Source organism: Marinobacter sp. H13, from assembly GCF_059072335.1.
Genome location: NZ_JCACRU010000001.1, coordinates 3,979,422 through 4,004,951 on the forward strand (window position 1 = coordinate 3,979,422; position 25,530 = coordinate 4,004,951).

At 54.0% G+C, this 25,530-nt stretch carries 22 protein-coding genes and 2 pseudogenes; 22 read left to right on the forward strand and 2 right to left on the reverse strand.

The features are described 5' to 3' along the window. Positions 1 to 194 precede the first annotated feature (194 nt). Together AC5JQH_RS18570 and AC5JQH_RS18575 are read left to right on the forward strand one after the other, a co-directional pair. On the forward strand, positions 195 to 1,124 hold the full coding sequence (locus tag AC5JQH_RS18570) for a hypothetical protein (protein WP_493805837.1): 930 nt from the start codon (positions 195 to 197) through the stop codon (positions 1,122 to 1,124). Positions 1,125 to 1,273: 149 nt separating this feature from the next. Next, positions 1,274 to 2,290 carry a hypothetical protein gene (locus AC5JQH_RS18575; protein WP_493805838.1) on the forward strand — a complete coding sequence of 339 codons (1,017 nt, stop codon included), beginning with the start codon at positions 1,274 to 1,276 and terminating at the stop codon, positions 2,288 to 2,290. Positions 2,291 to 2,690: 400 nt separating this feature from the next. On the opposite strand, the gene AC5JQH_RS18580 is transcribed toward AC5JQH_RS18575, so the two are convergent. Beyond that, positions 2,691 to 3,041 carry a hypothetical protein gene (locus AC5JQH_RS18580; protein ID WP_493805839.1) on the reverse strand — a complete coding sequence of 117 codons (351 nt, stop codon included), beginning with the start codon at positions 3,039 to 3,041 and terminating at the stop codon, positions 2,691 to 2,693. A 701-nt stretch (positions 3,042 to 3,742) separates the two neighbouring features. Here AC5JQH_RS18580 and AC5JQH_RS18585 point away from each other — a divergent pair. From AC5JQH_RS18585 to AC5JQH_RS18675, 19 genes and pseudogenes are all read left to right on the forward strand, one after another. Further along, positions 3,743 to 4,189, forward strand: coding sequence for a MarR family transcriptional regulator (locus AC5JQH_RS18585; protein WP_041335715.1), 447 nt, complete (start codon positions 3,743 to 3,745; stop codon positions 4,187 to 4,189). A 336-nt stretch (positions 4,190 to 4,525) separates the two neighbouring features. Beyond that, positions 4,526 to 5,458, forward strand: a complete 933-nt coding sequence (locus tag AC5JQH_RS18590) for a lipid A deacylase LpxR family protein (protein WP_493805840.1) — start codon at positions 4,526 to 4,528, stop codon at positions 5,456 to 5,458. Between the two features lie 56 nt (positions 5,459 to 5,514). Further along, positions 5,515 to 6,135, forward strand: a complete 621-nt coding sequence (locus AC5JQH_RS18595; protein WP_493805841.1) for an efflux RND transporter periplasmic adaptor subunit — start codon at positions 5,515 to 5,517, stop codon at positions 6,133 to 6,135. A gap of 65 nt (positions 6,136 to 6,200) precedes the next feature. Beyond that, positions 6,201 to 7,214: an IS110 family RNA-guided transposase gene (locus AC5JQH_RS18600; protein WP_286816921.1), complete on the forward strand. Its 1,014-nt coding sequence runs from the start codon at positions 6,201 to 6,203 to the stop codon at positions 7,212 to 7,214. A 275-nt stretch (positions 7,215 to 7,489) separates the two neighbouring features. Further along, positions 7,490 to 8,137 carry an efflux RND transporter periplasmic adaptor subunit gene (locus AC5JQH_RS18605; protein ID WP_493805842.1) on the forward strand — a complete coding sequence of 216 codons (648 nt, stop codon included), beginning with the start codon at positions 7,490 to 7,492 and terminating at the stop codon, positions 8,135 to 8,137. Beyond that, positions 8,134 to 11,301, forward strand: coding sequence for an efflux RND transporter permease subunit (locus tag AC5JQH_RS18610; RefSeq protein ID WP_342632600.1), 3,168 nt, complete (start codon positions 8,134 to 8,136; stop codon positions 11,299 to 11,301). The genes AC5JQH_RS18605 and AC5JQH_RS18610 overlap by 4 nt, the downstream gene beginning before the upstream one ends. Beyond that, positions 11,291 to 12,727 (forward strand): efflux transporter outer membrane subunit, encoded by a 1,437-nt coding sequence (locus AC5JQH_RS18615; RefSeq protein ID WP_342632599.1) that lies wholly within the window; start codon positions 11,291 to 11,293, stop codon positions 12,725 to 12,727. Before AC5JQH_RS18610 ends, AC5JQH_RS18615 begins: the two co-directional genes overlap by 11 nt. Further along, the gene (locus AC5JQH_RS18620) at positions 12,711 to 13,181 is read left to right on the forward strand and encodes a GbsR/MarR family transcriptional regulator (protein WP_053115209.1); all 471 of its coding nucleotides are present in this window, start codon (positions 12,711 to 12,713) and stop codon (positions 13,179 to 13,181) included. Before AC5JQH_RS18615 ends, AC5JQH_RS18620 begins: the two co-directional genes overlap by 17 nt. A 236-nt stretch (positions 13,182 to 13,417) precedes the next feature. Continuing rightward, entirely contained in the window at positions 13,418 to 14,038 is a 621-nt protein-coding gene (locus AC5JQH_RS18625; RefSeq protein WP_041654905.1) for a glutathione S-transferase family protein, read from the forward strand. Between the two features lie 63 nt (positions 14,039 to 14,101). Continuing rightward, the gene (locus AC5JQH_RS18630) at positions 14,102 to 14,770 is read left to right on the forward strand and encodes a cupin domain-containing protein (protein ID WP_008170339.1); all 669 of its coding nucleotides are present in this window, start codon (positions 14,102 to 14,104) and stop codon (positions 14,768 to 14,770) included. 43 nt (positions 14,771 to 14,813) lie between these two features. Continuing rightward, on the forward strand, positions 14,814 to 15,380 hold the full coding sequence (locus AC5JQH_RS18635; RefSeq protein ID WP_041336046.1) for a TetR/AcrR family transcriptional regulator: 567 nt from the start codon (positions 14,814 to 14,816) through the stop codon (positions 15,378 to 15,380). Between the two features lie 144 nt (positions 15,381 to 15,524). Further along, entirely contained in the window at positions 15,525 to 16,331 is an 807-nt protein-coding gene (locus AC5JQH_RS18640; RefSeq protein ID WP_342632598.1) for a dienelactone hydrolase family protein, read from the forward strand. 84 nt (positions 16,332 to 16,415) lie between these two features. Beyond that, positions 16,416 to 17,507: an aldo/keto reductase gene (locus AC5JQH_RS18645; RefSeq protein WP_168450398.1), complete on the forward strand. Its 1,092-nt coding sequence runs from the start codon at positions 16,416 to 16,418 to the stop codon at positions 17,505 to 17,507. A 139-nt stretch (positions 17,508 to 17,646) separates the two neighbouring features. Then, positions 17,647 to 17,733 (forward strand): annotated as a pseudogene (locus AC5JQH_RS18650) (MipA/OmpV family protein); the annotation flags it as partial. A 113-nt stretch (positions 17,734 to 17,846) separates the two neighbouring features. Further along, positions 17,847 to 18,296: a MipA/OmpV family protein gene (locus tag AC5JQH_RS18655; protein WP_374815936.1), complete on the forward strand. Its 450-nt coding sequence runs from the start codon at positions 17,847 to 17,849 to the stop codon at positions 18,294 to 18,296. A 701-nt stretch (positions 18,297 to 18,997) separates the two neighbouring features. Continuing rightward, the gene (locus tag AC5JQH_RS18660; RefSeq protein WP_210425228.1) at positions 18,998 to 19,384 is read left to right on the forward strand and encodes a type II toxin-antitoxin system TacA family antitoxin; all 387 of its coding nucleotides are present in this window, start codon (positions 18,998 to 19,000) and stop codon (positions 19,382 to 19,384) included. Further along, a complete protein-coding gene (locus tag AC5JQH_RS18665; RefSeq protein ID WP_342632597.1) occupies positions 19,341 to 20,021 on the forward strand; it encodes an acetyltransferase in 681 nt (226 codons plus the stop codon). The genes AC5JQH_RS18660 and AC5JQH_RS18665 overlap by 44 nt, the downstream gene beginning before the upstream one ends. Positions 20,022 to 20,876: 855 nt before the next feature. After that, a pseudogene (locus AC5JQH_RS18670) lies at positions 20,877 to 21,597 on the forward strand (transposase); the annotation flags it as partial. Positions 21,598 to 21,712: 115 nt separating this feature from the next. Next, complete coding sequence (locus AC5JQH_RS18675; protein WP_493805843.1) at positions 21,713 to 22,678, forward strand: AraC family transcriptional regulator; 966 nt, start codon at positions 21,713 to 21,715, stop codon at positions 22,676 to 22,678. Between the two features lie 58 nt (positions 22,679 to 22,736). Here AC5JQH_RS18675 and AC5JQH_RS18680 read toward each other — a convergent pair whose 3' ends face one another. After that, on the reverse strand, positions 22,737 to 23,558 hold the full coding sequence (locus tag AC5JQH_RS18680) for an IclR family transcriptional regulator (RefSeq protein WP_168450401.1): 822 nt from the start codon (positions 23,556 to 23,558) through the stop codon (positions 22,737 to 22,739). Positions 23,559 to 24,223: 665 nt separating this feature from the next. Here AC5JQH_RS18680 and AC5JQH_RS18685 point away from each other — a divergent pair. Then, the gene (locus AC5JQH_RS18685) at positions 24,224 to 25,492 is read left to right on the forward strand and encodes an aldehyde dehydrogenase family protein (RefSeq protein WP_493805844.1); all 1,269 of its coding nucleotides are present in this window, start codon (positions 24,224 to 24,226) and stop codon (positions 25,490 to 25,492) included. Positions 25,493 to 25,530 lie beyond the last annotated feature (38 nt).

The following is a 25,530-nucleotide window of genomic DNA, read 5'->3' on the forward strand; positions in this document are numbered from 1 at the left end:
CCGTTAGTTTTGGCGGAAGTTTCATGAGGCGTATTCCTCGTGTGTTTGTGAACCGTAATTATATGATATCTCTGGATAAACGTCACTAATTCAATGACGTTGATATTCAGACGGATGGCGGTCAGATAACAGATCATTCCAAAATCTACCCGGAATTAATGTCTGAAAATTGCGGCGGCGGGTCGGAAGACGTGATGGCACAATCCAGCCTGTATGGTCGGCTTAATTTAGCAGCAGATCGCCAATGGTCAGGCGAGCTTGCAGTCAATAGACGTATTGATGCGACACAATTAGAGGCAACGTTAATACCCTCTACGATAACACCGACGTTGAGAGAATACCTGACCACCGTAAAACTAACTCGTGAAGGAATTCCCGAGAAAAGTATCTATGCGTCCATGGCCCCGACAAATAACCCTTTCGCGGATAAAGAGTTACAGGGTAAGGATGCAGAACTGATCAGAGAATTGCCCACAGGTGGGAATTATGTAGAGGCCATTTATCGGAATTTACCGAATAAGGTTGCTGCGTCTGATCGTCGTTTTTCAAGGCTTTATGTGAAGGCCATGACGGGAGAAGGAAACCAAGCCTATCAAGATTTGGGCTCTTTATTGTCAGGGAAAGGGTTTTTGACAGAGCGCGAAAGATCCGCAATGGATGAATGGGTCGCCAATCAAAGTCTATTACCGGCCGCCTACGTTACCTATCTTTTCCATTATGAGGATGCATTTCCACAATGTATGGGGCCGAACCCAAAATCTGTTCGTATTCCTTGGATAGCAATCACCAAAACTGATTATGGTTTAGGCGTTGAATCAGAGCGGGTAACGTCTCCGAATACCATCGTTCACACCGTGCCAGATCGTCTTTATGATCGACTTGTGCCCATAAGCCGAGCAGATCCTTACCAGGCAGAAGCTTCAGATAGCATTTTAAATCTAATGCATAGCGATAAAGAGCGTTTGGAAGTATCTGACGTCACAGCTGCCACACGTGCGTTCATGAGCAAGCTATCATGCAATACGCCTGAACAGTCTCAGTTCGAGGCAAATTTATTTTCGATGTATGACAAACACAATGCCGCGCAAAATGAACGCGTGGCCCGCGCGAATGGGCATAAGTAATGAAGCAAAATGGCCAGTTGCCAATAGAACGAGACGATAAACAACCGGCGGCATTAAAAGATCGTTGGCGCAGTGCTCGTGCAAAGAAACATAAACATTGAATCTTCCTGAAAAGGTTTTTCTCAGGGTTCACAAGGAGACTCATAGCGATGTCATCCAGTCAGGCACCTCACCCGCTTGCTGTTTCACTGTACACAGTTGGCCAGATTGGTTATCCCGTAATAGATAATATAGAAGCCTATCTGGAGGCCCTTTACGACGCCGGACTTTACGACACTCTAGCAGCAGGAGATCCGGGAGAAGCAGTGATTCGCAATCTTGCCGAAGCGTACGGCATGATTGCTGAAATTATCTTCTTACAACCTGAACTTATCTGCTTGCAAGAAAATGATGCCTATGAGCAAGCGCTTAAAGCCCTGCCGCTATTTGTTGAGTATGTGACTGAGCTGCAACTGAGTCTGGGTGATTTGCATCATCTCACCGAGATTGTGACAAGCTTTTTCGACTGGGAAACCGATGACGAAGGGCCGGCTCATCTTGGTGTGCTAAAACCTTCGATACAGTCTTTAACCAACCTGTTTAATCGGGATGAGTATAAAAGTGCGATCTACAGTGCGTTGGCAGAGCACTCCTATAAAGATGTCGATGATCTCATCGGCATGGCGCACTGGTTCTATGGCGAAGATGAGTTTGAACTGTTTTTCAGTTGTGCACAGCATTATCCATTGCGTGCTTTGTCCAATTCTTACTGGCTTATCGACCTCAATGAAGAACAGTGTCAACGTTTTATTACCTGGGCACGACGCTTTATGCTATCGGAGCGTTTGGATAAAGCACTTTCCCGGACGCAGGCTTATACGGAAGTAGAAGAAAGGATTCTGGATCGGGTGATCTTTCATGAGGAATCTCTGCTTAAAAATCAGTATGACCGTCGAGACTTTTCTACCTGGGGCATGTTTTCTGACAATCTACTAATGACATTGCATTCTGCCTATCTTCTGGATGATTTAGCCGTTCCTCTTTGGCCTGTAGGAAGTAAAGCCGTCATCATTGATCTACTGGCTGAAGTAGAGCCGCACTGGATGTCAGTAAGGAAAAAAGACGGTAAAACCGAATACGTTAAGTCGCAAGATTGGCTGAGAGAGCTATTGGGAAGAGTGACTTGAAAAGGCAGAGTAAGCTTAGTGAGAACGCATTTTTTTGCGTATACCCTTAATAATATTGAGGGCCGGTATTGAATTTGAGAGCTGGTGTTGAATGGAAAGCAATAGCAAACGGTTGAAAAAGCCAATAACAGGCTGGCGGTTACCTTCTAATGTACTACTTGCACTTATAGCTTCTTTTTTGGTGGCTTGCCAGGCGCAACCCCAGCTACAATCACAAGATTCAGTGCCCCAAAAAAGTGTACCTTGCCAGTCTTCACCTTCTGAGCCTGCGAAAGGTCCAAGAAGCTGTTGTGATCGTCAGCTTGAAGACGATGATCGTCCCGTTATTTTTTGCCCTATTTTCTGCTCGGTTAAACCTCAAAAAAGGTCTCATGACGATAAGGTGTGCGATTCAGAAGAGTTATCGCGTATAAAATAACTTGTCGATACTGATCGCTTGTAGTTGTCGATTAATGTCTTTTTTCCGCTCATCAGAAATTTCTGGGATGAGCAATGAATGTGCACTGTCTATAACGACCAAGAGGCGGAAAAAATATTTCTCTTCCAATGGTAAAGGTAAGTCGTGAAACATGGCTAATTCTTTTGTTAAGTCTTCAACATCTTCGCGATTAATATTGGCGTAAAATAATTCTGTTTGATCATAATTGTCCAGAACATGGCTGATCATGATTTTAATGGCATCAAACTCTTCCTGTGTGCAATCCATATCCAAGAAGCCATCGTGTTGGTTTTCAAAGCTAATCATTGCCAATAATTTCTCCATATCGGAGTGAAGTGTCAGCCGAGATTTTCCCGGTTTCGTGCAGCATATTGCGATAGACCACTTGCACAACCTTGCTGTCACAACCTGTGTCAATCAATGCCTCTACGGTGCGTATTCCGGCGAACGTGACCGGTCATTCCGGGGATCGTGACCGATTCGCACACGGCCATCACGCTGGAGCTGAGGGTTGGCAGACAAACGTGAAAAATAGCCCAAAAACACTCTCAACCTATTGAACTACTGGTTTTTTGGTCACCCAACCCCCGAGTTCATGCCATTCTGGCCGATAAGCGGAACTTGGCCTTGTTGTCGACCCCGCATACTCTACTCGACTGGGGACTGACCTTAGCTGATGCGGATTGCCTGGAAGACGCCGTGCCGAAGACCGGGCTGGTTTCGAGTGAAGATGCTACGGCGTTGTGGAGCGCTCGGCGCCAGCTTTTTTAAGCCGGCTGCCGGTCACGCAGCAAGGGTGTCCACCAGGGCGACAATACGCTGAAGGCCTCCTGTCTCTGAAGAAGTGAGGAGTTACCTGTCTCACTGGAAGGAGAGGTTCCTTAGCTGGCCTCGGAATCCGCGTGATGTTGCATATTGATCTGGCGCAAACCTGGCTAATGTGTAACCGACGCTTGTCTATATGATTAGCTTACGATTTACTGTTACTGAATCATCAATAGCAGGACAGTGACATGGACCCACAAACCCCTCGAGATCAGTTTCCATTCACCAATGCCCGGGTAGCAAGGTGCTGGCGTAAGTTGTTGGATGAGCGCCTGAAAGACCTGGGGGTTACCCAAGCTCGCTGGTTCACCATGGTCTGCCTGCAGCGTGGTGGTGGAGGATTGACCCAGCGAGAGTTAGCCCATTTGATGACCATCGAGAATCCGACATTGGTCCGCCTGCTTGACAGCCTCGAGGAGCAGGGTCTGATTGAACGCCGGCACTGTAAGCGTGATCGCCGCGTCAGGCTGCTGTACCTTACCAATGCCGGTGAGCGCTTTATGAGCGAACTGAATGAGCGGGCGAATGTCTTGCGAGAGAAGATGCTGAAAGGCATTGAAAATAACGACCTGGAAGTCGCCCTGCGTGTTTTTGAGCGGGTTATGGAAAATTCCGTCAACCTCAAAAATTCCTGAACCCGAGACATTTTTCAGGCGCGAGCGACAAGATTAGAACGGGAGCGTTCCGCACATTCCACCGGGACAGGACAGTTCCATCACGGCTAGCGGTCAATCATTAATTGTGTTACGTTTAGTTTATACTGAACAGATTGAACAATTTGTGTGGGCAGCCGTCTCATCATTTCTGGCCGGCGACCAAAAGTCGCCGTAGCGGAAGGTATGTCAGCATCCTGGAGCAAGTTCTTTTGCATCCGGTTCAACCCAGCTTTGGCAGAGGAACCTTCAGTGAAATCTGGATGTTGCAGAAAGCGTTATCGGAATTGGTGCTCAGGTCTGTTGCTGGGTTCTCTTGTGACATCAGCTTCCGCTGAAGGCCTGCTGTCCCTGAAAGTAGAAAATGATGCGTTTTCCGCCGGCGGCGATGGTCAATACACCAACGGCGCAGAGGTGATCTGGGCCTTTGAGCCCCCTGATCGACATTGGACCCGCCGTCTTGCGGACGTCATTCCGGGCTGGTCTGGCAGTAGTCTTGCCGGCGCAACATATCGGCTAGGTCAACAGATGTATACGCCGGAAGATATAAAGGTTGAAGCGCTTATTAAAGATGACCGTCCCTATGCCGGCCTTTTGTTTGGCGGGATTTCGCTACTAAGCGAAAGGGAGCACGGTGGTTTGCGTTTGACAGACAGCCTGCATATCGACGTGGGCATCGTAGGACCGGCTTCTGGTGCTGAAGTAGTCCAACGAAATTTCCATGAACTGATTGCGGCAGACAAGCCGAGGGGTTGGGATAACCAGCTTGATAACGAGCCAATCATCAATTTCGGTTATGAACGTGCCTGGCTTATGAAGCAAAACTTTTCTGGGCTGACCATTGAATATGGGCCGTCTGCCGGGTTTGCGCTCGGCAACCTGTATACCTACGCTTCCGGCGGCCTTGGGTTTCGTTTGGGGGAGGGGCTTGATCGTAGTTTCGGCATTCCGTCAGTCGCTCCTGCACAAGGCGGGCAATCCTCTTTTCGGCGGGATCAGGGCTTTAGCTGGTACGTCTTCGCTGCCGTTGAAGGGCGCTATATGGCGCACAACCTGCTGCTCGACGGCAACAGTTTCGAGGGCAGCCACTCGGTTGATAGCCGCGAATGGGTTGGCGACGCCCAGGTGGGTGCGGCATTGACCTGGGATCGCTGGCAGATCGCCTACACCTACCTATGGCGTAGCGAAGAATTCGAGGAAAAGGACGGCGTCGATCAGTTTGGATCGATCGTTCTGTCTACCTGGTTATAAATAAAGGCATGGATCGAGCGGTTTTTGAGTCTTTGGCCCATTCAGAGGTTAGCTATATGGAAACAGAGAAGAGTTTGATGGCGCGTCTATTCGGGGTCCGCATGTTGCCAATGTGGATGGCGGCTTTGTTGCTGGCTGGTTGCGACAATTCCCCCGGTCAGGCAAAGGCTGAGAAGTCTGCACCGCCGCCTCCGGAAGTAGGAGTTGTTGAGATGCAGTCGCAGCGTGTGAATCTTTCAATGGAACTGCCGGGCAGAACCGCCGCTTACCGTATCTCGGAGGTGAGGCCGCAAGTCACGGGCATTTTGCAGGAGCGCTTGTTTGAACAAGGCGCCCAGGTCAAAGCAGGTGAGGTCCTCTACCAGATCGACCCCAACCGATACCGTGCTGCCCATCAACGGGCCCAAGCAGAACTGGAGCGCGCACAGGCCGAATTGCGACAGGCGCAGCGGGAGTGGGCACGTACGTCAGACTTGTTTGAGAAGAACGCGGTCAGCAAGCGTCAACGTGATGAAGCGTTATCGGCCTTGGAGACAGCCCGGGCGAATGTCTCCCGATCCCAGGCTATGGTCGAAACTGCTGGTATCGAACTGGAGTATACCGAGGTCAAGGCTCCCATCGCAGGGCGCATTGGCCCGACACTGTACACGGATGATGGGATGAACACCTCTTGTTGAGATCGGCGTCAAAGCGCCACTATTAGATGTGCAAAATCAATAGGTCAACAACAAGAGGTGTTCAGATGAACGTTACCCTAATCGGAATCGACTTGGCAAAAACTGTCTTTCAGGTTTGTGGTGTGAACCGAAGCGGCAACCCGGCGTTCAATCATCAAGTGCGCAGGAATAGGCTGATTGAGAAGTTGCTGCAGTATCCGGAAGCGACGATTGCCATGGAGGCCTGCAGTGGTTCGAACTACTGGGGTCGGGAGCTAAAGAAGCTGGGCTTTGAGGTGTTATTGATTCCGCCCCAGCATGTGAAGCCGTTTGTGAAGGGCAACAAGAACGACCGGAACGATGCCTTTGCGATTACAGAGGCCGCCCGGCGACCGAGGATGCGGTTTGTGGAACCGAGATCGCTGGAGCAAACAGACATACTGGTGCTGCATAAGCTGATCAATCGGAAGGTCCAGGCCCGGACCGCGTTGATCAATCAGATCCGGGGCTTTCTGAACGAGTACGGCGTCATCGTTGCGCCGGGCAAGGAGCGATTACTCAAGGCGTTACCAGAGTTGCTGGAGGACGCGGAGAACCCACTGACCTGTGCTGCCAGAGAGGCCTTACAGAGTCTGTTGGAAGAGTGGAGAGAGGCCAATCGCCAGATACAGATGCATGAGGCGAAACTGAAGCAAACAGCCAAACAGCTGGAGCCGGCACGGCGCCTGATGGGCGTGAAAGGGGTTGCGGAGAAAACGGCAACCGCGGTGGTGGCCTATGCCGGTGACGGTAAGGCATTTAAGAGCGGGCGACACTTTGCAGCCAATCTGGGATTGGTTCCGAACGAACACTCCAGTGGCGGCAAGCAAAAGCTCGGACGCATCACCCGTCGAGGGAATAACTATCTGCGCCGATTATTGGTTCAGGGTGCCTGGTCGGTCATCCGATACACGGATAAAGCCACCGACCGGCTATCACGCTGGGCGGCAGGGGTTATTGAGCGCAGAGGCAAACACAAAGCGGTGATTGCCGTGGCCAACAAGTTGGCAAGAATTCTATGGGCAATGCTCTACCACCAAACGGAGTACCGGGCGGCGTAAAGCAGCACCCAAGGAGCAAAGGCACCCCACGCAAATGCGGTGAGTAATGAGTTAACAGGGTTAAACCGGCCCTTGTGAATGCTGGCGAGCACACGGAGCTCCAACTCCGTACGGACGATAAGCGGCAAGGGCGCGGTTTTCATTGAGGCCAGAGTCACCGAAGTGACTCATCATAAAGGCCGGATATACGTGCGCAGTTTTACCCAGTTAACTTTTTACACCACCGAGAGCTTGGGAGGCTTGCGCAACAAGAGGTCTACATATAGGGTGCGCTGGTGACCGCCAATCAACCCCAGATCCTGGCGCGCGTGGTGCAGCTTGATCCCATGTATGTCGATATTCAGCTACCGGTCGAAAAACTGGCTCGAATTCGGTCGTCTCTGAAAGAGGGCGCTGCTTCTGAGGCCGGCCCAAATAAAGCTGAGACTGTTTTGTTGCGCGAAGATGGCACCCGCTATCCCCACAGAGGTCGCGTTGACGTTACGGATGTTACCGTCAACCAAAGCACGAATTCCGTCACTGTGAGAGCCGTTTTTCCCAATCCGGACGAAGATCTCCTGCCAGGTATGTATGTGCGCGTTCGTCTGAGTGAGGGGGTTCGGGACAACGCAATTCTGGCCCCGCAGCAGGGTGTGACCCGTAACCCGCAAGGAGAGGCCACAGCGTTGCTGGTTGACCCGGGTGGTGAAGTTGTAGCGCGCCAGTTAGAGGCAGAGCGGGCCATTGGCGCTTTCTGGCTGGTGGAAAAGGGGCTGGAACCGGGGGATCGCCTCATTGTGTCCGGTCTGCAAAAGGTTAGGCCTGGAGCCAAGGTGAAGCCGGTCGCAGCGGATATTCCATTACATCCCACCCAAAACCAGCAAGCCAGTGGCACGAATAATCCGAAGAAGAACGCCTCCGAAGACGAGGGCCCCGCACAATGATCAATTTCTTCATTTCCAGGCCCGTTTTTTCCTGGGTTCTGGCCATTGTCGCCATGCTGGCGGGTATCATGGCGATCTTTGTTTTGCCGATCCAGCGATACCCGTCAGTGGCGCCGCCGGCGGTGGAAATTCAGGCAGATTATCCTGGCGCCTCGGCGGACACAGTGTCCAATACGGTGGTTCAGGTTATTGAACAAGAGATGACGGGCCTCGACAATCTGCTTTATATGGGTTCGACAGCGGATTCCTCAGGCCATGCTACGGTTACTCTCACCTTTGCGGCGGGCACCGATCCGGACATTGCCCAGGTCCAGGTGCAGAACAAGCTCAAACTGGCGGAACCGCGACTCCCGGAAGTGGTGCGCCAGCAGGGGATCAGCGTCGAGAAATCCAGCACCAGCTTTCTGATGGTAATGGCATTCGTCTCTACCGACGGTCGCCTCAGCAAGCTGGATATCGCCGATTTTATCAGCTCCGAGTTAGCCGAACCTATCGGACGGGTAACAGGTATCGGCAGCGTGCAGGTTTTCGGCTCTGAATATGCGATGCGGATTTGGCTGGACCCTTCGGCGTTGACCAATTACGGCCTGACCGTCGCCGACGTGAGCGCCGCCATCGAGGCGCAAAACGCCCAGGTCACCGCCGGCCAGCTCGGCGGGCTGCCCGCGGTCGAGGGCCAGCAGCTCAATGCCACGGTCACCGCCCAGACCTTGCTCACCTCAACCGAAGAGTTCCGCAACATCCTGCTCAAGAGTATGCCCGACGGGTCCCGGGTGCGCCTGGGTGATGTTGCCCGCGTTGAGCTGGGCGGCGGTGCAGTCCAGATTGACACTTTCTACGATGGCGAACCGGCTGCCGGCCTTGGCATCAATCTGGCGCCGGGTGCCAACTCGCTTGCGGTCACAGAGGCTGTTAAAGCGCGGCTCCAGGAGCTCGAGCCCTATTTTCCCGAAGGGGTGGAAATTCGGTATCCCTACCAGACGGCCCCTTTCGTGGAGGCCTCCATCGACGCGGTGGTCACAACCATCATCGAGGCAATCGCCCTGGTGGTCCTGGTCATGCTCGTGTTTCTCCAGAGTTGGCGGGCTACCCTGATACCAGCCATCGCAATCCCGGTGGTGCTGCTCGGCACCTTTGCGATCATGGCGGCCTTCGGCTTTTCCATCAACATGCTCACTCTCTTCGGTCTCGTATTGGCGATCGGCCTTCTGGTGGATGACGCCATCGTGGTGGTGGAGAACGTCGAGCGGGTGATGCATGAGGACGGCCTGGGCCCGATGGAGGCGACGCGTAAGTCCATGGGGCAGATTGCCAGCGCGCTGATTGGCATCGGTGTGGTGCTGTCTGCTGTTTTTATTCCGATGGCCTTCTTTCCGGGCTCCACGGGGGCAATCTATCGACAGTTTTCTTTGAGTATTGCCGGTGCCATGGTGCTTTCGGTGCTGGTGGCTCTGATTCTGAGCCCCATGCTGTGTGGTCGGATACTCAAGCCCACGCACGAAAGAACCTTGCTGCAAAAGCTGTTCGGCTGGTTTGAAGCAGGCCTGGGGCGGCTGACCCGGGGCTATGTCCGGCTGGTTGGCCATACGGCGCGCCACGCCTGGCTCTACACATTGGCGTTCCTGGGCATCGTCGTCCTGGTGGCCGTTCTCTTTGTGCGGTTGCCCGGCGGGTTCCTGCCCGCGGAGGACCAGGGATTTGCCGTGGTGCAGTATCAGTTGCCCGCCGGTGCGACCCAGCAGCGCACAATCGATACCATTGAGGTTATCGAAGATTACTTTATGGAGCAGGATGAGGTGCAGGGCCTGTTCACAATCGCTGGTTTCAGCTTCGCTGGCCGGGCTCAGAACGCGGGACTGGCGTTCGTTAATCTCAAGCCATGGAGTGAGCGCGATCCCGAGACGCAAAGCGCTGGCGCCATCATTCAGAGAGCGAACCGGGCGCTTGCCGGGCTGGTGCGCGATGGACGGGCTTTTGCTTTCAACCTCCCACCGATACCGGAATTGGGGCAGGCCCTGGGCTTTGAATTGCGTTTACAGGATCGGGGTGCCATCGGGCATGAAGCACTCATGGCAGCGCAAGGTCAATTGTTGCAGTTGGCGGCCGAAAGCCCCGTGCTGACGAGTGTGCGTCCCAACGGTTTGGCGGACAATCCCCGCTACAAAGTGGACATTGATCACGAAAAGGCACAGGCCCTTGGCATAGAGTTGTCCGAGATCAGTCGACTTCTGTCGGTGACCTGGGGCTCGCAATACGTTAACGATTTTCTCCATGAGGGGCGGGTCAAGCGAGTCTATGTTCAGGGTGATGCCCCTTTCCGGATGCTGCCTGAGGATTTTGAGGCGTGGTATCTGCGAGCCGGTAACGGAGAGATGACCCCGTTGAGCGAAGTGACGAACGGACGCTGGGAGTATGGCTCACCGCGCCTTGAGCGTTTCAACGGTGTTCCGTCCCGCCAGATTCAGGGTGAGCCGGCACCGGGGTACAGTACCGGTGAGGCCATGGCGGAGGTCGAACGTTTGATCGCTCAACTCCCGGACGGTGTGGCCGGAGCCTGGAGCGGCCTGTCCTATCAGGAGCGCCAGGCCGGTGCCCAGGCATCCCTGCTTTACGCGCTGTCGGCACTGGTGGTGTTTCTGGCGCTCGCCGCGCTCTACGAAAGTTGGACCATACCCATTTCCGTGATGCTGGCGGTGCCATTGGGCGTACTCGGGGCAGTACTTGCAGCGATGGTCCGCGGCCTCCCTAACGACGTCTTCTTTCAGGTTGGCATACTGACCACCGTCGGTGTGACTGCGCGCAACGCTATACTTCTGGTGGAGTTTGCTCGAGCGCTCGAGGATCAGGGAATGAAGCTGATAGAGGCAACCAAGGAAGCGGCGCGAGTGCGCTTGAGGCCGATTCTGATGACATCGGTTGCTTTCGGCATGGGTGTGTTGCCGCTTGCTTTCGCCAGTGGAGCCGGTGCAACCACGCGTATTGCGATAGGAACGGCGGTTCTCGGCGGCATGATTTCGGCAACGATATTGGCGACGTTCTTTATTCCACTGTTCTATGTGGTGGTCCGCCGTATCACGGATTTTCTGAGTGGCTCCAGAGACCAGGATGACTCGGCTGCGGCCGCTCCCGGAGGTGCAGGCGGAGGTGTGGCTGATGATCGTTAAGGTATTGCTGGCCACTGTGATTGCGTTGTCACTTGGTGGCTGCTCACTCGCGCCGACTGTTGAGAAACCCGAGCCATCAGTGCCAGAAAACTGGTCTTCCGCACGACTTTCGGCGAACGAGAAACTCCCCCTGGATTGGTGGCGTGGCTTTGGCGATCCGGCGCTTGTCACCCTTGTTGAAGAGGCGCTTGGTGCCAACAGCGACCTGCAACTTGCTGCTGCCCGGGTCGCCGAGGCGCGGGCGCTCCTTACCGGCCAGCAGGCGGAACAATATCCGCTTCTGGAGGTAGAGGGCTCTGCGGTGCGCCAGGGGCCGAGTGAGGAGGTTGTCAACAGTGCTGGTGGTGGTCAACCCTTTAACGATATCCAGGTCGGTGGGGTGCTATCGTACGAGCTGGATCTTTGGGGGCGACTTGCGAATGCCAGCGAAGCAGCCCGGGCACGGCTTCTGGCCAGTGCAGCGAATCGCGAGGCCGTCCGACTAGCCGTGATTGGTGAGGTGGCCAATGGTTACTTCAATTTGCGTGCGCTTGATCGTCAGATCGACATCGCGGAACGCACCGTGTCATCCCGCCGCGAATCGGTCGCCCTGCAACGGGCCCGGTCCGAAGGAGGCGAAGTTAACGAATTGATCCTGCGGCAGGCTGAAGCCGAGCTTGCAGCCGCTGAATCCGAACTTCCGAGGCTTCGCCAGCAGCACACCCTTCAGAGAAACGCCTTGGCAGTGCTTCTGGGGCGAGATCCACAACAGATTGTACGGAGTGATATTTCCGTAGCAGATACCATTGATGAGATGAATGTTCCGGCCAGAATCCCTGCCGGACGGCCCGCGGACCTCATGGTCCGGCGACCTGATATTGCTGCAGCTGAACAGGAATTGATAGCGACCAATGCCGAAATCGGTGTTGCCCGGGCGGCGTTCCTGCCCAGGATTTCGTTTGAGGGGCTGCTGGGCCTGCGAAGTGCCTCCGGTGGCGACTTGTTCCAGGGCTCCGCATCCACTTGGCAGTTGGGCGGCTCGTTAGTCGGCCCGTTGCTGGACTTCGGGCGATCCGAGGCACTGGTCAATCAGGCGGAGGCGCGTCAACGCCAGGCCCTGATTGCGTATCGTCAGGCCATTCAAGTGGCGTTTCGGGAGGTGCTCGACGCTATGGCCGGGGTGCGTGGTACCGAAGATCGCTTGGAAGCGCAGGCCCGGCAGGTAGCAGCACTGCGAAGCACAACTAAACTTGCGCGATTGCGATTTGAGGGGGGCGCGTCCAGTTACCTGGAGGTGCTGGACGCTGAACGAAGCCTGTTTACAACCGAACTTGATCTCGTGGAAACGCGGCGTGATCAATTGCAGTCAACGGTTAATTTGTATCGAGCTCTGGGCGGGGGTTGGCAGAGTTCGCTACAATCTTCTGATTATGCAAACACTGACTGATTCAGACAGGCGTTTTATTGAGCGCCTCGGTCTTCAGGCTCAATCTGAAGGCTTTTCCCGCATCGCTGGGCAACTTTGGGCGACACTTATCGTGTCGGATGGTCCCGTCAGCTCATCGCAGCTTGTGGATACGTTGCGCGTCAGTAAGGCGAGCGTCAGTACGAATACGTGTTTTCTTGAAAGGCTCGGTATTGTTGAACGTCGAACAATGCCGGGTGAGCGCCAGGATTTTTTCGCAATTCGTCCCCATCCTTATGCTGCCTTGGTGGAAGGGCAGATAAAACGGCTCGAGGCCAGAAAGGAGGTGATTGCCGAAGCCAAGGCAACCATTACCAATGAACAAACGCTTGCCAAGCTGACTGATCTCGATCAGTTCTACACTCTGTATTATGAGAGCTCCAAAGACCTTCTGAAGCAACTGAAATCTCAAGTCCGAGGTCATAAAACAAAATAAAACCAAATAAAACCAAAGGAGTAGGCTCGAGCTTCATCCGGGCCTGAATGAAACGCTGGCTATGTCAGAGCAACCCCCGTCGGTGTTACTGCAAGGAGGGCCTGGACCGTTCTCACCGTTTGGAATGTCTTGTCAACGGCTCAAAACAAAGCAGGCTCGTCAATTTGCCTCTTGCAAACCTACCTACTGATAGGTAAATTAAGTGTCGTATGCTTAATGACCAACAGAGGTAATCAATGAAAATCTACGATATCGAAGGCTTCCCGAACCCGCTCCGCGTTCGCATCGCTCTGGCAGAAAAAGGCGCAACAAACCAGGTGGAATTCGTCCCGGTCGATGTCATGGGCGGCGAGCACCGTTCCGAGGCGTTCAAGACGAAAAACCCGGATGCCACCGTGCCCATGCTGGAACTTGACGACGGCACCTGCATCGCCCAGTGCAATGCCATCACCGAATATATCGACGGCGTCTTTGATGGTCCGTCCCTTATGGGTACAACCCCAGCGGAGCGTGCCCGTATCGCAATGATGAATCTGCGGGCAGAAAACGGTCTGATGAATGCCGTGGGTGCCTATTTCCATCACGCGACCCCCGGGCTTGGTCCGGATCTGGAAACCTGGCAGTGTGCTGAATGGGGTAATAAACAGAAAGAAATTGCCAGCGCAACCATGGCCTATCTTGACAGCGTTCTGGCGGACAACGAGTTTCTCGCAGGCGACAGCTTCTCGGTCGCAGACATCACCGCCTTTGCCGGCCTGGGGTTTGCGGATTTCGCGAAGGTGGACATTCCCGAGTCCCTGACCAATCTCCAGGCCTGGCGCGCAAAAGTCGCAGCCCGTCCTTCAATTGCCGGGTAATCCGAAACCTTCGGATTTAATGTAAGCGCTGAAAACATGAAGGGCACAAAAGGGAGGAATAACATGGAGATCAATGCAGATTTCTCCAAACCGGTGGTTATGCATTCCGACCAGATTGAATGGCAGCCCTCGCCCATGAAAGGGGTGGAGCGGCGCATGCTGGACCGGATCGGGGACGAAGTTGCCCGCGCCACGACCATCGTGCGTTATGCGCCGGGCAGTCATTTCTCGGCGCATACCCATACCGGTGGAGAAGAATTCATCGTACTCGATGGCGTGTTCCAGGACGAGCACGGTGACTTCCCTGCTGGCACCTACGTGCGCAACCCCCCAACCACGTCACATATTCCGGGCTCTGAAACGGGCTGCACGATATTTGTGAAACTGTGGCAGTTCGACCTGGCCGACCGCACCCAGTTCAGCAAGAATATGGAGGCCGAGCTGGGCGCCCCAGTGGGCGGCGTTGCCACCGCAAAGCTGCATGAGGACGATCGTGAGATCGTGACCTACAGCCAGCTCGATGCGGGGGCGACACTGACCTCTGAGGCGCCCGGCGGAATCGAACTGCTGGTGGTCGAAGGTTCGGCTATCAGGGATGGCGAGGTGCTGGCCAGGCATGACTGGCTGCGCCTCCCTGAAGGACACAGGTTGTCCGTGACGGCCGGGGATGACGGCGCCAAGATCTGGATGAAAACGGGGCACCTGCGATTTGCCGGGGCGCCGAGGGTATAAGCCCGGCAATAGCGGGATTGAAAAGGCAGACAGGTGAATAACCATGAACCGTGATACCAGAACAGCCCTGATGGATCTTGCCGAGCACACCGTCCGGTCACGGGGCTTTGACGGGTTCAGCTACGCGGATCTCGCCGAGGCCATCGGCATTCGAAAGGCCTCGATCCATTATCATTTCCCCACCAAGGCGAAGCTCTCCGAAGCCTTGATCGAGCGCTATCAGACCAGTCTGCAGCAGGGTCTGACCGAGATAGACGCCGCCCATGCCAGCGCCTGCGCGCGCCTCAAGGCACTCATTGCCCTGTACCGCGGGGCGTTGCATGATGGCCAGACCGTGTGTCTGTGCGTTGCCTTTTCGACCTGCCGCGAAAGCCTCTCCGACACCGTCATTGCCAGAGTCGGCGCCGTTCGCGCAATGGTTCTGCAGTGGATTACGGCAACGTTTGAACTGGGACAAAGGGATGGATCCGTCTCGGCCATCCTGGGTCCCGCCGATGAAGCGCAGGCGACCCTGGCGATGCTGGAAGGGGCCCACCTTGCCGCGCGCACCGAAGAAGACCTCGCCGTGTTTGATGCCGCAACGCGACTGCTGCGCGCCCGCTGCCAGTAACGACGGGACAGGAATCGCGCTTTGAGCGAGCGATTAAATTCGTGTTCGCTCACCCGGCGACATTTCCTGTGAGCTTTGGTCGATGTCTACCCGTACATAATCGCTACGCAAATTGACTCATAACGAGCGAAAAGGAGCAAACAGATGATGAGCACCCTGAAAACAGCACTGGCAGCAGCCACGCTGTCACTCACTGTTGCAAGTACGCAGGTACTGGCAGAAACGCAAACCAGAACCATCGAGTATCAAGTCGGCGACGAGACCTTCACCGGCTACATGGCCTGGGATGATGAATTCGGGCAAAAGCGTCCGGGCGTTCTGGTGGTCCATGAATGGTGGGGGCACAATGAATTTGCCCGGAATCAGGCAGAACGGCTTGCTTCAGCCGGCTATACGGCGTTTGCGCTGGATATGTATGGCTCTGGCAAACAAGCCGACCATCCCGATACCGCCCAGAAGTTCATGCAGGAAGCCACCCGGGACATGAGTCAGGTCAAGGCGCGCTTCATGAAGGCGATGGACATCCTGAAGAACCACGAAAGTGTTGATGCGTCCCAAATTGCGGCACAGGGTTACTGTTTTGGCGGCGCCGTGGTTCTCAACATGGCGCGCATGGGCGTCGATCTGGACGGCGTTGTCAGCTTCCACGGCGCGCTCGGCAGCCCCCTCACGGCTGAACCCGGGTCCGTGAAAGCCAGGATCCAGGTGTACACCGGCGGTGCCGACAAGCTGGTCCCCTCGGATCAGGTCGCGGGCCTGGTCAAGGAGATGCAGGATGCCGAAGTCGACCTTACACTGGTGAGCTTCCCCGGCGTGCTGCACTCATTCACCAACCCGGGCGCCGACAAGATCGCCGAAAAGTTTGGTATGCCGGTTGGTTATGACGAAGAGGCTGCCAGCCGTTCCTGGGATGGCACCATGCGTTTCTACAAGGCCATCTTCACCCAGTAACACAAGCGAGTGCAAACAAACCGAAACCGGCAGTATTTACAGTGAATTCTGGAACACCAACCGAAAAGCATGATGAGGTGCAACATGGCAACTGAGAGTTTACCACTGTTCGATGGAGACAATCGTCCAGACTATAAGTCGCTGGGCAACTCGGGGCTGTTCGTATCCGAACTGTGCCTGGGCACCATGACCTTCGGCGGCGATGAGGACATCTGGGGCCTGATCGGCCAGTTGCAGCAGGAACAGGCCGACGAACTCGTGAAGATCGCCCTGGAGGCGGGGATCAACTTTATCGATACCGCCAACATCTATGGTTTCGGCGCCAGTGAGCGCATCGTCGGCCAGTCCCTGAAGAATCTCGGCGTTCGCCGCGAAGATGTGGTGCTGGCGACCAAGGTGCTTGGCCCTATGGGGGCTGGCCCCAATGCCCGTGGTGCTTCCCGCGGCCATATAATGAGCGAATGCAAGGCGAGCCTGGCGCGCCTGCAAACGGATTATATTGACCTGTACCAGATCCACGGTTTTGACCCGGCCACGCCGATCGAGGAAACTCTGGAGGCACTGAACACCCTGGTGCAGCAAGGCCATGTGCGTTACGTGGGCCTGTCCAACTGGGCCGCCTGGCAAGTGATGAAAGCCATCGGCATCACCCGGGCCCGCAACCTGTGCCCGATCATATCCATGCAAGCCTACTACACCCTCGTAGGTCGCGATCTGGAGCGGGATATTATTCCGATGCTGGAATCTGAGAACGTCGGTCTGATGGTGTGGAGCCCACTGGCCGGGGGTTACCTGTCCGGTAAATACGAGGGGCCGGACGTTTCCGAAGAAAACCGGCGCGCCAAGTTTGACTTTCCGCCCGTCAACCGCGAGCGGGGCAGCGAAGTCATCAAGGTTATGCGGGAGATTGCCGATGGCAAACAGATCGACGGCGAACCGGTCAATGTGGCACAGATTGCCCTGTCATGGCTGCTACACCAGAAGCCTGTGACCAGCATCATCGTTGGCGCCAAGCGGCCCGAGCAGCTCAGGGACAATATCCGCGCGGCCCAAATCCGCTTGTCCGACGATGAACTGGTAGCCCTGGATGAAGTCAGCCGCCTGCCCGAGGAGTACCCTGGCTGGATGATGAAGATGATGGCGGGGTACCGGGATCCGGTAAAGCCGGGAGAATGATGTCGCCAATTGATATCACGGGTAGCCGCGCCGCTCTGGTGCGGCTACCGGGGGAGGAGAGCATGAATATATTGTAAAACGCAGAAGCGCATGCTCACTGATCGCTGCATTGTATTTGCTGGCTGTTGCAGCGCCAAGCGTGGCAGGCGAAGAATGGGAAACCAGTCTCGGGGCCGGTGCGCTCTATGCTCCTGATTACCTGGGCAGTGATGACTACGAAACCCGGGCCTTGCCGATACTGAGGCTGAGCTATGGCGATCGTTTCTATTTTAATTTAACGTTCGCGATGGGCTGGGCTGGAATGCTATTCGCCAAAGTAATTGGCGGGTCTCACCCTTCATTGGCTATACAGCAGGGCGTGACAATGATAATGATCTTCAATTACTGGAAAAGGTTGATGGCGGCGCCATTGCCGGTCTACGCATTGCCTGCGCTGATAATGCCTGGTCCTACAGCGCCACCGCACAGACACCCTTTACCGGCGACGTAAATGGTTATCAATTGGCGTTCAAGGCGCAATGGCGCGATCAACTCAGTGAGAAATGGTCCGCTTCCTTCGGACCAAGCCTGACATACAGCAGTGAAGACTGGACCGAAGACATGTTTGGCATTTCCCCGAGCGAAAGTGTCCGGTCTGGCCTGAGTACCTACAGCCCTGATGGCTACTTTCGTTTTGGTCTGACCGGCAGCATTAGGGGGCTTCTGTACAACTCTCCGAGACGATGGCGTGGGCTAGGGGGACTATCTGGAGCCACTTACCTACCTGATGTTCCTGAAAATGGCGGATGAGTACAGCAAGACGCCCTACAGTCGCGATGTGGCGGTCCCGGAGTAGTATAGCTGGCAGTCGCTCACCCGTAAGAAGGGGGCTGAGCTCGAAGTGTTGTATGTTGAGCTATTGCGTGAATTGGGCAGGCAGACCGGAATGCTTGGGCAGATCTTCACCAAGGCTCAAAACAAGATTCAGGACCCGGCCAAGTTGTACGGGGCGGTCCATTGATGAAAAAACGCTCGCCGCAAAATTATGAGTTGCGCTTGAGCACGCGGGAGCGAGCCATGCGGCTCGTGAAAAGCAAGCGTTTGTGAGAGCTTTCAGTGAACTGACGCCCAAGGGGCAAGCGAAATTACTGGCGACGTTCAGCGGAAAGCTCAAATGGGCAAAACAAGTTCTGGAGTAACCCAGTGGCGAAGCCGTTTCTGTTAACGCTCAATACCCAAGACCCTCAACCTGAAGTTCTGGATTCTGGTCAGTTGTACTGACTCGGGCATAGCCTCTGGGGCTGGTCCATCTTGGGAAGTTATCCCCGGATTATTCGCATGCAGTCAATTCCGGTGAAGAAATCCCAGCATGACAACCTTACCCTGTTTTTGTGACATAGGGCCAGGAGTGGGGCCTATCCTTCAAACCATAAATGGCTTCTTGCTCTGTACGGTAAATGTCCGTACAATTTGGGTGTGTCTTTCAAAGGCGCTGAAGAAAGAGAGAAATATTGTCCAACACAATAACGGGAGATGCTGAGGAAAACTCTTTTAAAGAGAAATTTCCAGCAGATGAAAAAATGCAGCATAAAGTCGCAAGGCTGGACCTACGATTGGATCCAGACATCAAGAACCTTGCGGCGCGGGCTTCTGCTTTAGTGGGCTCGAAAACTTTGAGCGATTTTGTAGTGCAAGCAATTCGCGAAAAAGCCAGTCGAGCAATCGAGGAAGCAGAAGTTGTGCGGTTGAACAGCGAGGCCTTTGCTGCCTTTAAGGCGACATGCGAGTCACCAGAGACAGCAAATGAAGCGTTGTCAGCAGCCATGCGCCGCCGACATAAACGGAAACAGGAAAGTGCTTTTTATAGAAGAACTGAACAAGAAACTTCACGACCGTAAAACGTTTGATTGCGGGCTTGCTGACGTCAATGAGTTCCTGAAAAAGCGGGCGAGTCAGCAAGCCCAGCAATCCATCAATAGAACCTGGGTGGCACTCGATGATGAAATGGTGGATTTTCATCCAACGCCAATAGTTGGGTTTTACACTCTAACCAGTTGTACGGTGGCTCATACAGACATCCAGGGGAACTATCCCCACTACCCATTACCCGCTTTTAAGTTAGCCTGGTTCGGTGTTCATAATGAATATCAGGGCACTCCAATGCGCGTTGGTGAAGAACTGCTAGTAGAGGCACTGCTTCAGTCTTGGGAGCTCTTTACCCACACTCAACTAGGTGTTGCCTTAGTTGTTGACCCGTTAACCCAGAAAAGTGAAGACTTTTTCCGGAAATACGATTTCCAGGAAATTGGGCGCTCTTTCCATGGTCAAGAAACTCTCTATTTGCCGATGAGAAAAATCCGACAGATGATTGAAGCGGATCTGCTTCTGGGGGCCGAGGAAAAGTTTGGCTCAAGAACGAAAGCTGAACGTTGGTTTGATACACCTGATTCACTGTTTGGTGATCTCTCGCCTCGAAAGATGATCGATGTAGTCGGTGGCGTCGGCATTTTGGAAGATGCGATCTATGAGAGTTGAAGGCGGCGCGCGTCAGCTCTGATTCTTGTTTACAGATCAGTTTCAGCTTCCTGAGCTGTTTTTACGCTATCGGGGGGAATGACATGCTCAGCGCCTGGATCAAGTTTCGAAACCAGGTTGTGTACCAGTTTTCCCTCCACTTGGCCACGTGATCTCCTGTGTCACAGACGACATGGCCCGCTTACCAGCAGGCAATAGCAGTGCCAGAGCCAGAACCTTTCGTGCCCCAGTAAAGGCCGCCATCGTATTGAAATTGGTCGTAGCGAGTCGGAAGTTGTTCGATTGGGCCTCGGTGCTCCATCAAAAGGCTACGCGGGCACCATTGAAAAATTTAAGTTGAACTGCCTGGGCTAATAATCAGATTTCCATTTAGTAGCACAATGAATTCAGACTATCCTTAATTTATCTCGTAAAAACAATGAGTTAAAATATTATAGATTAATAGAATAGGATTTTTATTTGCAATAGCCTAGAGTGATCAATGGTAACTGGATCCAGATGGGAAGATGCGTATGTCGATCAATGACCTTCTGAAACGTAGCTCCTCCCATGGTACGGAGGAAGCAGAAGTAGCTTTCTTCTCAGCTATAGAGGCTTGTGGCCTGTTCCTGAATCAGTGACTCTACGCTTGAATATACTCACCCGGGCAGGACTCAAGCCAATTTTCCCTGGAATCTAGCCAAAGCCGGTTTGTTGATGGCGGAAATGCCTAGGACAGGTTCGGTCAGCTGCCCGAGATTGATTATTTTGAGACCGGAGCCTGATGTTCCTACAATACCCGATTGCCCCGGCACAGTTTCCGGGTGATCCCAGGGTGAAGGCCGTTATTGAGCTGGCTTATCCGGAGGCTGATTCGCTAACACGGTGTCACGTCTCAAGACGAGGTGGCTGCAAGAGCGCCAAGATTGGCGTCGCCGTGAGCTGAGAAGAAGCGCTCATCTACTGGTGGACGGATGGTGTCTACAGCAATGGTTGTCTAGATGACAGGCTCTGCCTGTTGGTGATCATAGGAGTTACCGAGTATGGCCACAAGGAACTGGTCGCGGTTGAAGATGGCCATCGGGGGTCTGAAGCCAGCTGGCGAGAGCTGCTCACCGGCTTGCGGGAGCGGGGCCTGGATTATGCCTCCAAGCTGGCCGTAGGCGACAGGGCTCTGGTTTCTCTATCTGGCGAAGACCCGTGAGGGCGCTCACAAAGCCTTTGACAGCACCTTGAAGCGATTCCGGGACAAGTACCCGAAGGCCATGGAAAACCTTGAAAAGGATCGGGATGAACTGCTCGCCTTTTACGACATCCCGGCAGCGCACTGGATTCATTTGCGGACCACCAATCTGATTGAGTCCACCTTCGCCAAGGTAAGGCTGAGTACAAAGCGAACCTGGTCCTGTGGCAACCCGACACCACGTTATCGATGGTGTTCAAATTGCTCCATTCCGTTCAGAAACGCTGGAAGCGGATCAAGGGGTTCAACCAACTGAAGCTGGTGGTGAACAACGTCCAGTTTCGGGATGGAGAACGCGTGGATGATCAATCAATCTGGCAGAGACGCCGCCTTATGGCCATTTGCCAGATTTGATAATAACTCCAGATAGTGCGGATTGATGTGTAATCAAAAAAAGGGGCGTTGCAACCCCTCCCAAATTTACCCATAATTAAAGCGTTGACAATAATTACAACATACGGTGCAAGCCATGTTATCAAACGTGCTCAGTAATGCCGTGGTTTTTGCTCAGGCACACCCGCTAGAAGTATCCGATTACTTCAGTCGTCATGTCGGGCACCACATACTGGAATTTGCGGATCGGGTTTGCAGTCGCACGCAAGCCTCTCGCCTCAATTACCGTGATTTCGCTGGCCTCGGGCTGGCATCCATCAGCTACGGTGATAAGGTGAATGTTCGTTGTCCCGAACCTCGAGAGATCTACCATTTTCAGTTTGTGGCCCGAGGTGAATGCCTTTGGCGCTTCCCGGACAAGAACATTCGGCTGTTGCCTGGTCAAGCACTTATGGTTAATCCCTATGATCGAGTATCGCTAACGTATTCTGCTGATTGCGAAAAAGTTATTGTTACAGTGCCTCCAGCGCTGATCAACGAAATATGCCTTGATCAGGCAGGCTCATTGCCTCGTGAAGGGGTTAAGTTTTCATCTGATGTTATAGACTTGAGTGAATCGGCATGTTTCCTGAGGTTGCTGGATGTGCTGTTAGCAGAGGCCAATGGCAGCGAGTTGGGTCTGGAGCATGTGCAGCGGCCCTATCGCGAAATTCTGATCCGCAAGCTGCTGCATCAGTTCAGCAGCAATATTGCCTCCGAGCATGACCTACACGCCAATGATCCCAGTTTTTGCCACCTCTTGGCTTACATCGAGACCAATATCCGCGCTGACCTGAGCGTTGAAGAACTGGCGCAGGTGGGGAATGTGAGTACCCGCACCGTCTACAACTTGTTTGCCAAGTATTTTAGTGTGACGCCGAAGCTGTTCATCAAGCAAGCCAAGCTGAAAAGCCTGCGTGAAGATTTGGCCGGTGGCAAGGCTATTCGCAATGTGACGGAAGTTGCTTTGGACTACGGCTTTACCCACCTTGGGCGTTTTTCATCCGACTATCGCAAGATGTTTGGTGAGCTGCCGTCGGAAACGCTGCAGCGCAGGCGCTGAAGCCACTGAATGCCACCAAGTGGTAGCTCACTCGGTTAATATGAGCGGCACGCCTGATTTAGGCGTGCCGTTTCAGTTGTGGCTGACCGCAGATCTCATCCGTGACCTTCTGTACGCAGGTTATCAGCTGTTGCCGTAGCGGTGAACCCGAGGTGATGTCGGTGTCGCAGGCCATCCCTATCAGGCTGACGGCCGATGAGATGTGGCCGTTGATATCGTAAATGGCGCTGCCCGCCACGTTCAGGTCCGGTAAGTAGTCGCCGTAGAAACAACACAGGTTGTCGTTCCTAACCTGAAGCAGGTGTTGTCGAAACTGTTCGCGCTCAAGGGCACGGCCGCCATGACGAGGCAGGGCCGGTGGATGCTGGAAAAACTGCTCCAGTATCTCTTCACGGCGCTCATGGGGTAGGCTGGCAAGGAAAATTCGGCCTGACACTGAGAAGAAGGGAGACAGTTCCAGCCCCAACCGTATATTGACAGCGACGGGAGAGGTGGAGTCCAGCCATTTGATTACCAGCGGCGCATGGCCGTTCCAGATTGTCACCGATACGGTCCTGTTGCTGGCCTTATTCAGCTCTTCAGCCGCACTGAAAACCAGTCGAATCGGATCGATGCGGCGAATGGCTGCTACTCCGAGTGTCAGGCAGGATCTGCCCAGCGTGTAGCCGTTGCCGGTGTCATGAGCGATATGGCCCATGCGCAGCAGGCTGACCAAGTACTTGTGCAGTCGGCTGGGCGAAAGCGACAGCCGGTCGGACAGGTTTTTGAGGGTCACGGGCCTGGGTGACTCTGCAATGGTATCCAGAATTCGCAAGCCGATCTCAAGAGAACCGATCCCTTGACGTGGGGGGTTGGCATTTTTTTCTATTTCTGCAGTCATAGGCGGGGTCCCTGTAGTGCTGCTTGGATGGGGGATTGTACTCGTAACCGATCCGGATCGGGTGGCAAGTAAGTTGTTCAGACAGCGAGGTTGGACTCAACCTCGTCCAGCCGTGCCATCAGCTGCTCGGAATTGTCACTGAATATCAACCTGCCTTGGTCACTTGCCGCCATATATCGCTCATTTCACTGAATGCTTATCCGGGACTCTGGGAATAATTCAGGCTGTTGCTTTCGGTGTTGTTAATAGTGTGATGCATTCCAAAATATAACATTTGCAGTACCAGGACAAAGAATGCGCTGTCCGGATAGTCACCCCAGGGGACTTATATCATTATCAAGAAGAATAAAGGAATCCACGCAAGGCAATCGAATGGCAAAAGTAGGCAGCGTTATCAAAGACTACGACGAAAAACACCTTTGTCGTGACCGTTGGGGCATGGTTGTTGATCCTGAGTTGTTCGAGCACAGACGAAGAATGCGGGGGGGATAGTAACGTCTGTCTGGCGCATGGAAACCAGGGCACAATTTTAACAGTTAGTCCAAGACGCAATCTGGTCAGAAGGTTAGGCAGTAGTGCGTTCTCGTATTCCGCTTGACTCCGGGGTCGGAATGTATTTGATGCGGGCGCAATAATCAATAACTATTAAATGTCGAGGGGGAGTGATGCAGCAAGAAAGAAGAGAGGCCTCTATTTGGTCTGGAAAAGTGTTCAGCTCTGGGTGGGTAGAAGCGCGGGGTGGTGTCTGTGATGTTACCGATCCATCCAATGGCGATCTGCTTGGCGTTACGGGCATTGCAAATGGTGAGGATGTCGCCGCTGCTGCGCAGACAGCCAGGCGAGCTCAAAAGGGGTGGGCTGCAATACCCTTCAGTGAAAGAGCCGAGATTGTACGAAAGGCTGCGGAAAAACTGAAAGAGCGCGAAAATGAGTTCGCCGATTGGAACGTTCGGGAATGCGGCGCGATTCGACAGAAAGGCTTGTGGGAGGCCGGGATTACCTATCAGCAGATGCATCAGGCTGCGAGTTTGGCGTTCTTGCCTGATGGTACGTCGTTTCCATCGGCCGTTGCAGGGCGGCTGAACCTTTGTCAGCGAGTTCCAGTTGGCGTGGTCGGTGTGATTGCACCGTGGAACTTCCCGCTGTTCCTGTCTATGCGTTCGGTAGCGCCAGCGTTGGTGCTGGGTAATGCCGTAGTCTTAAAACCCGACCCTCAGACTGCCATCACTGGAGGCGCGCTCATTGCTGAGATATTTTCCGAGGCGGGTTTGCCAGATGGCGTTCTCCACGTCCTTCCGGGGGGGGCAGAAGCGGGGGAGTCAATGGTGGCGAGTCCAGAAATTGACATGATTTCTTTTACCGGGTCGACCCAGGTGGGTCGGTTGATTGGAGAGAAATGCGGGGGAATGTTGAAAAAGGTTGCGCTTGAGCTCGGCGGAAACAATGTCCACATCGTTTTGCCTGATGCAGATCTTGATGGAGCCGCCAGTTGCGCTGCATGGGGCACATTTTTACATCAGGGCCAAGTGTGCATGGCCGCTGGGCGTCATCTGGTGCATCGTGACATTGCGCAGGAATACGCAGAGAAACTTGCGCTACGTGCTCGGAATCTGGTGGTTGGAGATCCGAAAACGGATCAAGTACACCTCGGTCCTCTTATCAACGATAAACAAGTGGCACACGTCCATGCTCTCGTAGAATCTGCGCAAAAGGCCGGCGCAAAGATCTTGGCGGGAGGTGCCTATCAGGATCGCTACTACCAAGCTACCGTGCTCATGGACGTAACGCCGAAAATGGATGTTTTCAAGTTGGAAACTTTCGGCCCAGTGGCACCAATCACAGTTGTCGACAGCGTAGAGGAAGCCATCGAATTGGCAAACAGTTCGGAATATGGCTTGGCTGCGTCTATTCACACTAACCCGAATTTCTCATGAGGGGATAAAAGAAAGCGGCTGAAAGTGTTAAAATTTCA

What these genes read in the sequence shown, in the direction of transcription:
- AC5JQH_RS18570 (WP_493805837.1), top strand. Translation starts at nt 195, where the DNA reads ATGGCACAATCCAGCCTGTATGGTCGGCTTAATTTAGCAGCAGATCGC.
- AC5JQH_RS18615 (WP_342632599.1), top strand. Translation starts at nt 11,291, where the DNA reads ATGATCGTTAAGGTATTGCTGGCCACTGTGATTGCGTTGTCACTTGGT.
- AC5JQH_RS18625 (WP_041654905.1), top strand. Translation starts at nt 13,418, where the DNA reads ATGAAAATCTACGATATCGAAGGCTTCCCGAACCCGCTCCGCGTTCGC.
- AC5JQH_RS18645 (WP_168450398.1), top strand. Translation starts at nt 16,416, where the DNA reads ATGGCAACTGAGAGTTTACCACTGTTCGATGGAGACAATCGTCCAGAC.
- AC5JQH_RS18610 (WP_342632600.1), top strand. Translation starts at nt 8,134, where the DNA reads ATGATCAATTTCTTCATTTCCAGGCCCGTTTTTTCCTGGGTTCTGGCC.
- AC5JQH_RS18585 (WP_041335715.1), top strand. Translation starts at nt 3,743, where the DNA reads ATGGACCCACAAACCCCTCGAGATCAGTTTCCATTCACCAATGCCCGG.
- AC5JQH_RS18575 (WP_493805838.1), top strand. Translation starts at nt 1,274, where the DNA reads ATGTCATCCAGTCAGGCACCTCACCCGCTTGCTGTTTCACTGTACACA.
- AC5JQH_RS18675 (WP_493805843.1), top strand. Translation starts at nt 21,713, where the DNA reads ATGTTATCAAACGTGCTCAGTAATGCCGTGGTTTTTGCTCAGGCACAC.
- AC5JQH_RS18680 (WP_168450401.1), bottom strand. Translation starts at nt 23,558, where the DNA reads ATGACTGCAGAAATAGAAAAAAATGCCAACCCCCCACGTCAAGGGATC.
- AC5JQH_RS18630 (WP_008170339.1), top strand. Translation starts at nt 14,102, where the DNA reads ATGGAGATCAATGCAGATTTCTCCAAACCGGTGGTTATGCATTCCGAC.
- AC5JQH_RS18635 (WP_041336046.1), top strand. Translation starts at nt 14,814, where the DNA reads ATGAACCGTGATACCAGAACAGCCCTGATGGATCTTGCCGAGCACACC.
- AC5JQH_RS18640 (WP_342632598.1), top strand. Translation starts at nt 15,525, where the DNA reads ATGATGAGCACCCTGAAAACAGCACTGGCAGCAGCCACGCTGTCACTC.
- AC5JQH_RS18620 (WP_053115209.1), top strand. Translation starts at nt 12,711, where the DNA reads ATGCAAACACTGACTGATTCAGACAGGCGTTTTATTGAGCGCCTCGGT.
- AC5JQH_RS18685 (WP_493805844.1), top strand. Translation starts at nt 24,224, where the DNA reads ATGCAGCAAGAAAGAAGAGAGGCCTCTATTTGGTCTGGAAAAGTGTTC.
- AC5JQH_RS18600 (WP_286816921.1), top strand. Translation starts at nt 6,201, where the DNA reads ATGAACGTTACCCTAATCGGAATCGACTTGGCAAAAACTGTCTTTCAG.
- AC5JQH_RS18595 (WP_493805841.1), top strand. Translation starts at nt 5,515, where the DNA reads ATGGAAACAGAGAAGAGTTTGATGGCGCGTCTATTCGGGGTCCGCATG.